At 33.7% G+C, this 14,237-nt stretch carries 11 protein-coding genes; 2 read left to right on the top strand and 9 right to left on the bottom strand.

Features of this window, described 5'->3' with window-relative positions:
- Positions 1-21: 21 nt before the first annotated feature.
- Complete coding sequence (gene ftsH, locus EMN46_RS00920; RefSeq protein ID WP_229130230.1) at positions 22-2,064, top strand: ATP-dependent zinc metalloprotease FtsH; 2,043 nt, start codon at positions 22-24, stop codon at positions 2,062-2,064.
- A 113-nt stretch (positions 2,065-2,177) separates the two neighbouring features.
- Positions 2,178-3,002, top strand: coding sequence for a phosphatidate cytidylyltransferase (locus EMN46_RS00915; protein ID WP_154198793.1), 825 nt, complete (start codon positions 2,178-2,180; stop codon positions 3,000-3,002).
- A gap of 77 nt (positions 3,003-3,079) precedes the next feature.
- On the opposite strand, the gene EMN46_RS00910 is transcribed toward EMN46_RS00915, so the two are convergent.
- From EMN46_RS00910 to EMN46_RS00870, 9 genes are all read right to left on the bottom strand, one after another.
- Complete coding sequence (locus tag EMN46_RS00910; RefSeq protein ID WP_154198792.1) at positions 3,080-3,958, bottom strand: radical SAM protein; 879 nt, start codon at positions 3,956-3,958, stop codon at positions 3,080-3,082.
- A 136-nt stretch (positions 3,959-4,094) separates the two neighbouring features.
- Positions 4,095-5,432, bottom strand: a complete 1,338-nt coding sequence (locus EMN46_RS00905; RefSeq protein WP_154198791.1) for an ABC transporter permease — start codon at positions 5,430-5,432, stop codon at positions 4,095-4,097.
- A gap of 67 nt (positions 5,433-5,499) precedes the next feature.
- Positions 5,500-6,435 carry an ABC transporter ATP-binding protein gene (locus EMN46_RS00900; protein ID WP_154198790.1) on the bottom strand — a complete coding sequence of 312 codons (936 nt, stop codon included), beginning with the start codon at positions 6,433-6,435 and terminating at the stop codon, positions 5,500-5,502.
- A 206-nt stretch (positions 6,436-6,641) separates the two neighbouring features.
- The gene (gene dnaJ, locus EMN46_RS00895) at positions 6,642-7,808 is read right to left on the bottom strand and encodes a molecular chaperone DnaJ (protein ID WP_154198789.1); all 1,167 of its coding nucleotides are present in this window, start codon (positions 7,806-7,808) and stop codon (positions 6,642-6,644) included.
- A gap of 26 nt (positions 7,809-7,834) precedes the next feature.
- Positions 7,835-8,425: a nucleotide exchange factor GrpE gene (locus EMN46_RS00890; RefSeq protein WP_154198788.1), complete on the bottom strand. Its 591-nt coding sequence runs from the start codon at positions 8,423-8,425 to the stop codon at positions 7,835-7,837.
- 318 nt (positions 8,426-8,743) lie between these two features.
- Positions 8,744-9,280: a thioredoxin-like domain-containing protein gene (locus EMN46_RS00885; protein ID WP_154198787.1), complete on the bottom strand. Its 537-nt coding sequence runs from the start codon at positions 9,278-9,280 to the stop codon at positions 8,744-8,746.
- 97 nt (positions 9,281-9,377) lie between these two features.
- A complete protein-coding gene (gene murA / locus EMN46_RS00880) occupies positions 9,378-10,688 on the bottom strand; it encodes a UDP-N-acetylglucosamine 1-carboxyvinyltransferase (protein WP_154198786.1) in 1,311 nt (436 codons plus the stop codon).
- Positions 10,689-10,927: 239 nt separating this feature from the next.
- Positions 10,928-11,545 carry a DUF4290 domain-containing protein gene (locus EMN46_RS00875; RefSeq protein ID WP_154198785.1) on the bottom strand — a complete coding sequence of 206 codons (618 nt, stop codon included), beginning with the start codon at positions 11,543-11,545 and terminating at the stop codon, positions 10,928-10,930.
- A 358-nt stretch (positions 11,546-11,903) separates the two neighbouring features.
- Complete coding sequence (locus tag EMN46_RS00870; protein ID WP_154198784.1) at positions 11,904-14,219, bottom strand: ATP-dependent helicase; 2,316 nt, start codon at positions 14,217-14,219, stop codon at positions 11,904-11,906.
- Positions 14,220-14,237: the final 18 nt, after the last annotated feature.

Here is a 14,237-nt window from a genome sequence, read left to right as displayed (position 1 = left end):
GAATAATACAAAAATTATATAATGACAGAAAAAAAAATGCCTAATACACCTCCTAACGATAAGAAAGGAAAAGGGCCTTCTAATATGATGAAAGTGCCAAAATTCAATGCTTATTGGATTTATGGTATCATAGCTGTATCCTTTTTAGCCATACAATACTTTACTTATCAACAAAATCCTAAAGAGACTAGTTGGCATAAGGTAAAAGTTGAGATGTTGCGTAACCATGATGTTGACAAAATTGAAATAGTACGTAATCTTGGTAATGTAAATGTTTTTATCAAGGATGCTAGTTTGGATAAATATCCAGATTTATTTTCTAATTCATTCGATTCGCCATCTAAAGCGGGACCTCACTATTTCTTTACAATTGGTTCAATTGAAAATTTTGAGAAAAATTTAGAGAAGGCTCAGGAAACTTTACCTGAGGCAGATCGAGTAGCAGTGAAGTATGTCGATCATAAGGATTACTTTGGTGACATTATTGGCTTTCTTTTTCCTATCCTAATTATTCTTGCAATATGGTTTTTCGTATTTAAGCGAATGAGCAAAGGATCTGGTGGTGGTGCCGGTGGTGGAAACATTTTCAATGTTGGTAAATCCAAAGCGAAGGTTTTCGATAAAGAATCAGATATTAAAACAAACTTTAAGGATGTTGCTGGTTTGTCTGAAGCGAAACAAGAGGTCGAAGAAATTGTAGAATTTCTTAAGCACCCTGATAAATATACACAATTAGGTGGAAAAATACCGAAAGGTGCTCTGCTTGTAGGCCCTCCGGGAACAGGTAAAACTCTTTTGGCAAAAGCTGTGGCTGGAGAAGCTCAAGTGCCTTTCTTTAGCATGTCAGGATCTGATTTTGTTGAGATGTTTGTTGGTGTTGGAGCAAGTCGTGTTCGTGACTTATTTAAGCAAGCCAAAGAAAAATCACCATGTATCATCTTTATTGATGAGATTGATGCTATCGGTCGTGCTAGAGGTAAGAATCCTAATATGGGATCTAACGATGAGCGAGAGAATACTTTGAATCAGTTATTAACTGAGATGGATGGGTTCGATACAAACTCGGGAGTTATTATCCTTGCAGCAACTAACCGTGCTGATATTTTAGATAGAGCATTAATGCGTGCGGGACGTTTCGATCGTCAGATTCATGTTGAGTTACCAGACTTAAATGAGCGTGAAGAAATTTTTAATGTACATCTTCGTCCTTTAAAACTCGATGATTCTGTAAAAAGCGACTACTTAGCTAAGCAAACGCCAGGTTTTTCTGGAGCTGATATTGCTAATGTTTGTAACGAATCAGCTTTAATCGCTGCTCGTAAAAAGAAAAATGTTGTTCAGAAACAAGATTTTCTTGATGCAGTTGATCGTATTATTGGTGGTTTGGAGAAAAAAAATAAGATTATCTCTGTAAATGAGAAAAAGACGATTGCTTATCACGAAGCAGGTCATGCAACTATATCTTGGTTGTTAGAATATGCTCATCCATTGGTGAAGGTTACTATAGTTCCTCGTGGAAAAGCGCTTGGTGCGGCTTGGTATTTACCTGAGGAGAGAAGTATTACCACTAAAGAACAATTACTCGACGAAATGTGTTCAGCTCTTGGTGGACGTGCTGCGGAGGAATTGGTTTTTGGTAAAATTTCGACTGGAGCTCAAAACGACCTAGAGAAAGTAACTAAGCAGGCAATGGCTATGGTTTCTATTTTTGGAATGAGCGAAAAAGTTGGAAACGTAAGTTATTACGATTCATCAGGACAATCGGATTATGGTTTTTCTAAGCCTTACAGTGAGAAAACTGCAGAGCTTATTGATCAAGAGGTTAAAGTATTGATTGATGAAGCCTATGCAAGAGCAAAGAAAATTCTTACTGATAATAAGGAAGGTCATGAAAAAGTAAGCCAATTGTTATTGGAGCGTGAAGTGATCTTTAGTGAAGATTTGGAAGTTATTTTAGGAAAGAGAAATTTTGTTGTAGACAAATTTGAAAACGTTAAGACTCTCTCTGTTGAAGCTCCTAATGACGATAAAACGGAAGAAGAAAGTAACGCGGAGCTTGTTTAGTTCTTAAAGTTAGATATTTATTAAAGCTAAGTTGTCAATGAAAATAGATAACTTAGCTATTTTTGTTTAATTTTACGGATTGTTTTTTTTAAGTTATACTAATTGAATTTATAGTGAGCGATTTTATTAAAAGAGCACTTACAGCAGTATTATTTGTTATTATTTTATTAGCGGGTATTAATTTACACCCAATAGGTTTCATAGCTACTTTTTTGGGTATAGCTCTTTTGGCGACCTATGAATTTTATGGCTTAATTAAAAAGGCAAATGCTTCACCTCAGTTTGTAACGGGTATGATTGCCGTTGTCGTATTATTTGCAGCTGCTATATTGCACTGTTATTGTGGTAAAATCATTCTATATCAACTCTTATTACTTCTTGTTTTCTTAACATTTATTATCGAACTATATCGTAAAAAGGATAATCCATTTGCCAATATTGCATATACGATAATGGGCGTTGTTTATGTGGCTTTGCCTTTTGCTTTACTGATTTATTTGGTATTTCTAAATGGAATTAACCATTTTAGTCCAGATATTGTGATGGGTATTTTCATTTTAATTTGGGTAAATGATACCGGTGCTTACTTGGTAGGTGTTAATTTTGGTAAACATAGATTATTCGAACGTATTTCTCCTAAAAAATCTTGGGAAGGAAGTATTGGTGGAGGTATTGCAACGCTATTAACTGCTTGGGGTTGTGCCTATTTTAGTCAAGAATTAAGTTTGATTTTATGGATTTCTGTAGGTCTTATTGTTGCCGTAGTTGGTGGTTTAGGTGACTTAGTTGAATCTCTATTTAAACGCAGTATTAAAGTGAAAGATTCGGGTTCTATGTTACCAGGACATGGCGGAATACTTGATCGATTTGATGCTATTTTTATTGTATCACCAGTGGTGTATGTATTTTTAGAAATTGTAAAGGAATTCAGTAAATAATATTGAATTTACGAATTAGATATAGAAAAAGCGATCAACTCTTAAGTTGATCGCTTTTTTTGTCTTGTTTTCTCATATCAAAGTCCTCGCATCCATTCAGGTCTAAGTCTCGCATTGATAGGATCGTCTAAAACAGCATTAATGCGATTTAAGAGCTTATCTTTATCTCGACAGAGATTACCTTTTAAAATTAAATAATTAGAGGCATGATCGCTACGAAAGACTGTGTTTTCAAGTTCTAGCGTTTCGATAAATATTTTCATCTCAGCTATAAGTTCAATAGTGTTTAATGGAAGAAATTCACCATTAAATTTTTGTTTAAAATGATCCTCACCAAGCGGGTAGCTTAAAACTAAAGTAGATAAAAATTCGGGTTGAATTTCATTTACAACTTTAGCTGAATTTAGTGCATGCTGCTGAGAATAATGTTGTCCTCCCAAACCATTTATAATCATCACCGAAAGTTTAATTCCAGCCTTTCTAGCTCTCTGTAAAGCGATACTCGTACTTTTGTAAGTTTCTCCTTTATTGATTCGTTCCAGTAATTCATCATCACCAGATTCAATACCTACATATAACAATTTCAAACCTTTATTAGCAAGACTCCGAAGTTCTTCATCACTTTTAGCTTCGATGTTTCTTGGTAGGGCATAGGCTGAAATTCTGTTTAATTTAGGGAAAGTGGTGTTCAGCTTATCCAGGATTTTAGTAAGCTTATCGAAGGGAAGTACCATAGCATTACCATCAGCTAAAAAGACTTTTTTAATTTGATCTGAATGACGTGACATGCTATCAATTTCTTCAAAGACCGTTTCTTCAGGGCGAATTCTAAATTGTTTACCACTGTACATTTCACAAAAAGCACACTTGTTCCAAGCACAGCCTAAACTAACTTGTAGTATTAGAGAGTAAGCCTCGCTAGGAGGGCGAAATAAGGGTTCGTCGTAATTAATCATACAACAAAAGTAATAACTTTAAATAAATTAGCAGACCTTATCATTATTCTCATTGAATTATCTTTATCACTAGCTAGAATAAAAAAATGCCTCGTTAAAACGAGGCATTTATTATATTCAATTTGATCTTTTAAACTTATCTATTATAGCGTAACCATTTCCATATTTCTTTGTAAGAAACCTTTTTACCATACATTAAAATACCAGTTCGGTATATTTTAGCAGCTATCCAAGTCATAAATATGAATGATCCAACTAGTAATCCCATTGATAATAATAACTCCCAAAGTGGTACTCCAAATGGAATTCTCACTAACATGATAATAGGTGATGTGAATGGTATAATTGATCCCCAAAATGCCAAACTGCCTTCAGGATTTTTTATAACTGCCATAGCCATATACAAAGCAATCATGAGAGGTATCGTGATGGGTATCATAAATTGTTGTGTCTCAGTTTCGTTATCTACAGCAGAACCTACTGCTGCAAATAGAGCTGAATACAATAAATAACCAGCTAAGAAAAAGAAGATAAATCCACCAAGAATACTTAATATATAATTTAAGTCAAAAGTCCCCAATACTTCTTGCATCATATTTAATTGAGCCTGATCCATTGATTGTCCTGCACTTGGCAACTGACTTATTGATGAAGCTTGTTGTATGCTTGAAGCATCAAGTCCTGGTAAGAAAATAGCACTACCAATCATGATAATTGCTCCTGATAGAATAATCCACATTAAGAATTGAGTTAAGCCAACCATAGCAACACCAACTATTTTACCCATCATTAATTGGAAAGGTTTTACCGATGAGATGATTACCTCTATTATTCGATTACTTTTTTCTTCGATTACTCCACGCATGACTTGTACGCCATACATCAAAATAAACATATAGATAATGAAGCCCATAGCAAATCCAAGCCCCATTGCAATTTCAGTGGAGCTTTGTTTTATCTCACCATCATCTCCAAACTTAATGGTTTTTACAGAAATTGGTGTTTTTGTAGCAGCTAGTTTTTGTTCAAGATCTGGCATATTTGCTTCCGCAATAATCTTCGAACGCTTAATTGTTTCTATGTAATCGCGAATTTGTGATCCGACTTCTGATTTAACTTCTATGGTCACTTGTTTTAACGAAAACAGCTCTGCCGATTGTGATTCTAAAACATCCTTAGGAATTTTTAAGAGTGCATAGTATTTGTTGTCGAGCATCTTTTTCGCGTCCTCAAAACTCGTGTTTTCAAGGTATTCAAATGTCGTAAAATCTTTGGATTGTACTGGGGTTACGAGTTCAGATTCATTGATAACACCGATGGTTCTTTTTTCAGTATCATCTTTCATCATCATCCAAATCATAAAAGCATAAACACCTGCGATTAGGATTGGAGTTAGAAAAGTAAGTAGTAAGAAAGATTTCTTTTTAACTCGTGATAAATATTCTCGTTGAATAATGATTAATATTTTGTTCATTTTATTTATCTATAAGTCCGAAAATTCCGGAATGAAATTTAATTTTTTTACTGTGATGGAAATGTTCTTATTCCATATCAATACTGAGATTTTTTTCATTAACGACACGAATAAAAATATCATTCATGCTAGGAATAATTTCGTTGAATGCAATAATCTCGACATGAGGTAAGAGTTGACTTAATAATTGATTTGAACTTATTCCGTTGTTTAATTTCAATTTTAAGGATTCAAACTCTTTACCCGATTTGTGTTCTAGTATTTCAACATCCTTAGGTAAATTTGCTTTGATTTTTTCTAATTCACCTGTAAATGAAATATTATAAGTATTAGTACGATATTCTTTTTTGATATCTTCAAAAGAGCCATCAAGTATTTTTTCTGATTTGTGGATTAGAGCAATATGATCGCAAATTTCTTCTACAGAACCCATATTGTGAGTTGAGAAAATAATAGTGGAACCGTTATCACGAAGTTTCAGAATTTCACTTTTTAATAGATTGGCATTAATTGGGTCAAAGCCACTAAAAGGCTCATCGAAAATTAAAAGCTTAGGTTCGTGAAGGATGGTTGTAACAAACTGTATTTTTTGGGCCATTCCTTTCGAAAGTTCTTCAACTTTCTTGTCCCACCATTCTAGAATTTCAAATTTCTTGAACCACATTTGAAGTTTGGCTGTGGCGTCTTTTTTGCTCATCCCTTTTAGTTGAGCCAAGTAGATAGATTGTTCTCCAACCTTCATTTTTTTATAAAGACCACGCTCTTCAGGTAGGTAACCAATTTGGTGAACGTGTTCTGGTTTTAATGGCTCTCCATTAAAGAAAATTTCTCCTGAATCAGGACCTGTAATTTGGTTAATAATACGTATTAGAGTCGTTTTACCAGCACCATTAGGGCCAAGTAATCCAAATATACTTCCTTCAGGAACAGATATGCTCACATCCTTTAACGCCGTGTGTCCAGCATACTGTTTTACTATGTTCTTAGCTTCGAAAAACGCCATATTTAAATATTATTAGAGGGGTTTTATATTTTGAGATAACTTACTTAGAATCTTGAATTTATTTATTAGTCTACAAAATACTTAAAAGTTACAGATGTTTAATATAAAATCGATAAAAATGTGAAATAGTGCGATGATGTCATAAAAAATAAGGACAAAAAAAATCCCTTAGATTAATCTAAGGGATTTGAATTATAATATTTGAACTAGTCAAAGAAGTTTCTTACTTTTTTGAAAAAGCTTTTTTCTTGTGAACTTGGATTTGGTTTGAAAGACTCAGATGCTTGAAGTTTTTCAAGTATTTTCTGTTCATCCTTGCTTACTTTATTTGGAACCCATATGTTGATCTTAACTAATAGGTCTCCACGTCCATACCCATTAACATCAGGTAAACCTTTTCCGCGAAGACGAAGAATTTTTCCAGGTTGAGTACCTCCGTCGATTTTTACTTTTACCTTATTTTCGATAGTTGGAATCTCAACAGCAGTTCCTAGAACAGAATCTGGTATGCTAATAAATAAGTTATATAATAAATCGTTCTCGTCACGAACAAGATCTGGATGTTCTTCTTCTTGAACTAGGATTAATAAATCACCATTTACACCACCACGGCGAGCTGCGTTACCACGTCCGCTTACAGATAGTTGCATACCTTCAGCAACACCTGCAGGTATATTTATTGTGATGACTTCTTCATCTTTCACAATACCTTCACCTGCACATGATTTACATTTGTTAGTAATGATTTTTCCTTCTCCATTACATGAAGGACAAACGGCACTAGTTTGCATTTGACCTAGAATGGTGTTCTGAATACGAGTCACCTGACCTGTACCATGACATTGTGTACATGTCTCGTGAGAAGATCCGTTTTCAGCACCTGAACCTTTACAGTCATTACACTCAACGTATTTCTTAACTTTAATTTTCTTTTCTACACCATTTGCAATTTCCTTAAGCGTCAATTTGACCTTAACTCTAAGGTTGCTTCCTCGATTTACGCGTTGTGAACTACGTCCACCGCCTCCGCCGAAACCGCCAAAGAAAGAACCACCGCCGCCTCCGCCGCCAAAAATATCACCAAAGTGAGAGAAAATATCGTCCATGTTCATACCGCCACCGCCGTATCCTCCGCCGCCAGCTGCACCACTCATTCCAGCATGTCCGTATTGATCGTAACGTTGACGTTTTTGATCATTACTTAACACTTCATAGGCTTCAGCTGCTTCTTTAAATTTCTCTTCAGCTTCTTTATTATCAGGGTTTTTATCTGGGTGGAATTGTATTGCTTTTTTACGATATGCTTTTTTTAGTTCTGGTCCTGTAGCATTTTTCGATACGCCAAGTACTTCGTAGTAATCTCTTTTCGACATCTTATTTCAGATTTGTTTGTTTAATATTATTCTCCAACGACTACTTTCGAAAATCGAATTACTTTATCATTTAGGAAATATCCTTTCTCAACGCAATCAACTACTTTTCCTTTCATCTTTTTGCTAGGTGCTGGAATTTTGGTAATAGCTTCGTGTAAATCTGTATTAAAATCAAGATTTATAGCTTCAATTTCTTTCACGCCTTGTTGAGCCATAAAATCTTTGAAGTTTGTATGTATTAGGTGAATACCTTCTTTTACACCATCAATATCAGTAGATTCATCAACCGATTTTAAAGCACGTTCGAAGTTATCCATTACAGGTAGAACATTAACTAAAATCTTTTCGCCTGCCGATTTTATTAGCTCCATTTTTTCTTTCAAAGTACGTTTACGATAGTTATCGAACTCTGCAGATAGTCTCATGTACTTGTCTGTAACTTCTTGAAGCTTAGTTGTAAGTTCGTCAATCTCGTTAACTTCTTTTTCTTCTTCAGACTCTTGGGTTTCAGTCTTCTCTTCCTTTTCAGTGACTTTTTCTTCAGTTTCAGGTGTCGGTATAGTCGTATCCTTTACTTCTAAATCTTCCTTGTCTAACTTGGTTTTATTTTTTGTCATTTTGCGATTTTTCTAATAAAATGCCAATTTGCTTTGGACTTATTTTACTTATTGTTTTGTCAGCAAAAAGAATTTTTCTTGCTTTAAAAATACAGGCTTGCTACTCACAAATTGTTTGCCAATACTCTGTTTCCCGACAAATTGGCACAAAGGTAAAATTTGTCTGTTAAGTTTACAGATTTTTGAAGAATATAATGGCAATTTTTCATGACACGATTTGTACAATTAGATTGTTTTCAACGATTAGTGAAATCTGAGAACAAAAAAAGAGTTGTTTTAAAAAAAACAACTCTTGAAATATTTAATTGAGTATAAAAACTATTTCTTTAAATACTGCTGTAATATCAATTCTAATTTTTGACCTCTTAAATTTTTAGCTAAAATAATTCCATTCTCATCTATTAAGAAGTTTGAAGGAATTGAATTAATGCCAAATTTAATGGCAGTAGGAGAGTACCATCCTTTTAATTCACTGGCGTGATTTTCCCAAATTAATTCATCTTTTTTGATGGCATTTTTCCAATTATTTTCTTTGTTGTCTAAAGAAAAGCTAAAAACTGTAAAACCCTTACCATTTTTGAAATTTTGATCTTTAAATTTGTTGTAAACTGAAACGACAAAAGGGTTTTCATTACGACATGGTCCACACCATGATGCCCAAAAATCGACTAGAACTAGCTTGCCCTTGAGATCACTCAGATTAATTGTCTTATCATTTGGAGTTTTAGCTGAGATGCCTGGAATTTTATTTCCAATATTTAAACCTTCTTTTACATTCGTCCCTTTTTCTCCAGCAAAAGCTGAAAAAGATAAAACAAGAAGTGTAATTAGTATACTAAGATTTAATTTTTTCATAATGCTGATTTTTTTAATTTTATGAACAGTATAATTGTCTAGTTTATTACGAGAGTAAAACTAGTTCTTTGCTATTATTTAGACTGTTAATAAATAGTTAATTGTCAATTCTTCTGATTTTTGCGCCAATTGCATTTAAGCGAAGGTCTACATTTTCATAACCTCTGTCAATTTGATCAATATTTTGAATAGTACTAGTTCCTTCTGCTGAAAGTGCTGCAATTAAAAGTGAAACACCTGCTCTAATGTCTGGTGAAACCATTTTAGTAGCTCTAAGTTGTGTTTCCTGATTAAGACCAATAACTGTTGCTCTATGTGGATCACATAATATAATTTGTGCACCCATGTCAATCAATTTGTCGGTAAAGAATAAACGAGATTCAAACATCTTTTGATGTATAAGAACACTTCCTTTGGCTTGGGTTGCAACCACAAGGATAATGCTTAAAAGATCTGGGGTTAATCCAGGCCATGGCGCATCAGCAATGGTTAATATTGAACCATCCATGAAATTTTCAATCGCATAATTCTCTTGCTGGGGAATATAAATATCGTCGCCAATAATCTCGAGTTTAATACCTAGTTTTTTGAATGTATCAGGAATAACACCTAATTCTTTGTAAGCTACATTCTTAATTGTGATCTCAGATTTTGTCATTGCTGCCAATCCAATAAAACTACCGATTTCAATCATGTCAGGCAGAACTCGATGCTCGCAACCCGAAAGAGCTTTAACACCTTCTACGTAGATTAAATTAGAGCCTATTCCTGTTATTTTGGCTCCCATCGAATTTAACATTCTACATAGTTGTTGAATGTAGGGTTCGCAAGCAGCATTATAAATTGTTGTTTTACCCTCTGCAAGTACAGACGCCATTATAATGTTAGCTGTACCTGTAACCGATGCTTCATCAAGCAACATATAGGTGCCTTTAAGACGAGGTGTTTCCAATTTGTAAAATTTGTCTCCTTGCTTGTATTTTAAATCTGCGCCTAATTTTTGAAGACCAATAAAGTGAGTGTCTAATCTTCTACGTCCAATCTTATCACCGCCTGGTTTGGGAATATAAGCTTTTCCGAAACGAGCTAGCAAAGGACCAATAATCATTATTGAGCCGCGGAGCGATGAGCCTTTTTTTGCAAACTCATCAGAGTTTAGATACTCTAGATCTATTTCTTTAGCTTCGAAACAGTATGTGTTTTTTGTTTCTTGAGTTACATTTACGCCTAATGATGTTAGTAATTCTATCAAACGATTAACATCAAGGATGTTTGGAATATTATGAATTCTAACTTTTTCGCTAGTTAGGAGAGTTGCACATAAAACTTGTAAAGCTTCATTTTTTGCTCCTTGAGGATGTAATTCACCTTTTAGTCTTGTGCCACCAGTTATTTCGAATGTGCTCATTTATTTGATCATTAGGTGTGTTATGATAGAATGCTTAGTGTAATGTTTGATAATCAGTTTATAGCTATAAAAACCACTTACTCGACTGTAATTATCTTAAATTTTAGCTTAAAGATAATGAAAAGGACCTTTAAAACTAAAGTTGATAAAGAGTAAATTTAGAAAATATGTGTATCTCAATTAGGCACAAAAAAAACCGGAAATTATCCGGTTTAAATATGTTGAGAAAATCAATAAGATTATTTCTTCTTAACGAATTTTCTATTCTCACTTTTATGAAATGTCTTTTTCTTATTTTTTGGCTGAAAGTCTTTGTTGTGAATTTCTCTAAGTCTCAAATTTTGAGGAATAGTTAATTTTCCTCCAGATATGTCTACAATATCCTTGAATATTTTTTGATCAGCAACACCATCTTTATTCCAATTGGAATATGATTTTTTCATATGATTGGCAATCATCGAAATCAAAGCTGATTGTTCTTTTTCATCCTCAAGCTCAATTGCTTTTTGAACCATAGATTCAATAATTTTACCATAGTGGCGAAATCTAATTCTATGAGAGTTGTATGGAAGAACTTCAGGTTTTTCAGCTAATTTTTCTTTCGTAGGTAATTCATATGGAGAATCAATATCGAAATGAAAATCTGTCATGATAGCTAAATGATCCCAAAGTTTATGTCTAAAATCACTAACGTCTCTAAGGTGAGGGTACATATTACCCATGATAGAAATAATAGTTTTGGCAGCTTTATTTCTTTCGTCTCTGTCCTCTATTTTCATGGCAAAATCCACCATCATTTGAACGTTTCTGCCATATTCAGGGAGTAATAATTTCACCCTATTTGAATTGTAATCCATTTATTTTTTGTTGTGTTTTAACTGAAATGTGTTGTTTACAGTTATCACTTATTTTGTGGGAAAACTTATCGATGTAACTTAAATAAGTTTTTAATTTTTTATTTGCCCTTAAATAGTATTGATTTTTAAGACGTGTTTTGAAGAATACAATAATACTAAAAAAAACGAAGATAAATCAGTTGATACTTGAGCTTTTTATTATCTTAAATTGAAGTTATTGTCGATAATAAAAGTGTATCTAATTTGTCGAGTTTATTCACAGAATGATCTATAACTCAAGGCAAATGTACAGTATTTCTTCTTTTAATGCAAATGGATACTCAATTAGCTTTTATAATTAGGTTTTGTTTAATTGAATTTATACGATTTTTAACTTGGCAAATTTTAATAACAATTGCTTTTGCCCTACGTTTTGGAAAAATACAGTCGCCTTAATATTGGGTGCTTCTCCTTCTAAATGCAAAACTTTACCTTTCCCAAATCGTTGATGTTCAATTTGCATTCCTGCTTGTATTTTGCTAGCATCTGAAGCTTCAAAATTTTTGTTTGCTTCCTGATTATTTATTGCTTTTAACCTAGTGTTTGTTTGTGATAGTTTGGGACGTAAACTTGGTTTTTTCTTTTGTTGGAAACGTGAGTTAGACATTATTTGTTCATGACTACTATCACTTTCAGTTGTTCTCGATCCCAAGTTACCAAATTCAGGTTCTTGTTCATAAGTGAAATCGATATATTTAGGATCCATTTCTTTTAAAAAACGACTAGGTCGAGGATAGCTTATGTCGCCCCATTTGTATCGTGATTTTGCAAAAGATAAGCTAACTTTCTCTTGAGCTCTGGTTATTGCAACATAAAATAATCGACGTTCTTCTTCTAATTCTTGAGGTGATGCTATTGATAATTTTGATGGAAATAAATCTTCCTCCATACCTACCACATAGAGATATGGAAATTCAAGACCCTTAGATGAATGTATAGTCATCATAGACACTTTATCTCTGTCTTCGTCTTTCTCATTATCATGATCAGTTAATAAAGCGACATCTTCTAAGTAGTTTGCCAGTTTGTTTTCTCGTCCTTCTTCAAGTGCAATTTGTGTGAAATCTTGAATAGCGGTTAAAAGTTCTTGAATATTTTCATGACGAGAAACGCCTTCTGGTGATCTATCGTTATAAAGTTCTTTGATAATACCTGTCTCTTTTGAAACTCGACTTGCCAAATCAAAAGCTGATTCGTGTTCAATTTTCATGGCAAATCCGTTTACCAATGTAGCAAATTTTAAAACCTTAGTTATTGTTCCCGTATTTAAGCCATATGGACGTTCATTTAAGCCACAGATAATATTCCACATACTTTGTCCTGTGCTTGTAGCTGCATCTTGTAGTTTATTAATTGTAGTTGCACCAATACCTCTTTTTGGATAATTAATGGTACGTTTTATAGCCTCTTCGTCGTTTGGGTTAACTGCCATCCTAAAATAAGAAAGCAAGTCTTTTACTTCTTTACGTTGATAAAAAGACAGACCGCCATATATTTTATAAGGTAAGTTTAGTTTTCTTAGAGATTCTTCAAAAATTCGTGATTGTGCATTGGTCCTGTAAAGAATTGCGAAATCTTCAAACTTTAGACGTTTTCGCATCTTTGTTTCAAAAATATCGTTAGCTATAATATAGCCTTCTTCATGATCAGTCATTGCTTTAATGACTTTTATATTTTCGCCACCTTCTTTATTCGAAAAGGATTCTTTTTTTATCTGTCCCTTATTATTCTTAATAACAGAGTTAGCAGCATTTACAATAATCTGTGTAGAACGGTAATTTTGTTCAAGTTTGAATAGTTGGTAGTTTGGGTAATCGTTTCTAAAGTTGAGGATGTTCTCAATTTTAGCTCCACGAAAAGAATATATACTTTGTGCATCGTCACCTACAACACTAACATTTTTATGCTGTTCGGCTAGTTTCTTAACGATTAAATATTGCGAATAGTTTGTATCTTGGTACTCATCGACCAATATATATTTAAACTTGTTTTGGTATTTTGTTAAAATTTCGGGTGAGTTCTTGAAAAGGATATTAGTTTGTAAAAGTAAATCATCAAAATCCATGGCATTGGCTTGACGACAACGATGGTTATAGCGCTTGTAAATTTCTGAAGTTAATGGTCTTCGGTTCGATGCATCAATTTCTTGTGCAGCAGAGTTTTGAGAATAAGCATTTGCTGTTACGAGATTATTTTTGGCAGACGAAATCCGATTAAGTACATCTTTGGCTTTATAGACCTTATCATCCAACTTCATTTCTTTTATAATACTACGAAGTAAGTTCCTTGAATCTTGAGTATCATAAATCGTAAAATTGGAATCGAAACCTAAATGTTCTGCTTCGTAACGTAAAATTTTCGCAAAAGTAGAATGGAATGTTCCCATCCAAAGAGATTGAGCTTGTTCCGAACCAACAATACGACTGATACGTTCTTTCATTTCGCGAGCTGCCTTATTGGTAAATGTAAGAGCCAATATGGTATATGGACGTACGCCTTTATTTAATAAGTGAGCAATACGATAGGTCAAAACACGGGTTTTCCCCGATCCAGCTCCAGCAATTATTAGAGATGGGCCTTCTGTTTTTTCTACAGCTTCGCGTTGTACCGGGTTTAGGTCGTTTAAATAATCCATATGCTTATTCTCTGTTTT

The organism is Ancylomarina sp. 16SWW S1-10-2, assembly GCF_009669305.1.
GTDB lineage: Bacteria > Bacteroidota > Bacteroidia > Bacteroidales > Marinifilaceae > Ancylomarina.
This window is presented reverse-complemented; position numbering and strand designations above follow the sequence as displayed.

Excerpts from the sequence above, each read along its gene's own strand:
- EMN46_RS00910 (WP_154198792.1), bottom strand. The coding sequence starts at position 3,958 with ATGATTAATTACGACGAACCCTTATTTCGCCCTCCTAGCGAGGCTTAC.
- EMN46_RS00890 (WP_154198788.1), bottom strand. The coding sequence starts at position 8,425 with ATGACAAAAAATAAAACCAAGTTAGACAAGGAAGATTTAGAAGTAAAG.
- EMN46_RS00905 (WP_154198791.1), bottom strand. The coding sequence starts at position 5,432 with ATGAACAAAATATTAATCATTATTCAACGAGAATATTTATCACGAGTT.
- dnaJ (WP_154198789.1), bottom strand. The coding sequence starts at position 7,808 with ATGTCGAAAAGAGATTACTACGAAGTACTTGGCGTATCGAAAAATGCT.
- murA (WP_154198786.1), bottom strand. The coding sequence starts at position 10,688 with ATGAGCACATTCGAAATAACTGGTGGCACAAGACTAAAAGGTGAATTA.
- EMN46_RS00870 (WP_154198784.1), bottom strand. The coding sequence starts at position 14,219 with ATGGATTATTTAAACGACCTAAACCCGGTACAACGCGAAGCTGTAGAA.
- EMN46_RS00900 (WP_154198790.1), bottom strand. The coding sequence starts at position 6,435 with ATGGCGTTTTTCGAAGCTAAGAACATAGTAAAACAGTATGCTGGACAC.
- EMN46_RS00875 (WP_154198785.1), bottom strand. The coding sequence starts at position 11,545 with ATGGATTACAATTCAAATAGGGTGAAATTATTACTCCCTGAATATGGC.
- ftsH (WP_229130230.1), top strand. The coding sequence starts at position 22 with ATGACAGAAAAAAAAATGCCTAATACACCTCCTAACGATAAGAAAGGA.
- EMN46_RS00885 (WP_154198787.1), bottom strand. The coding sequence starts at position 9,280 with ATGAAAAAATTAAATCTTAGTATACTAATTACACTTCTTGTTTTATCT.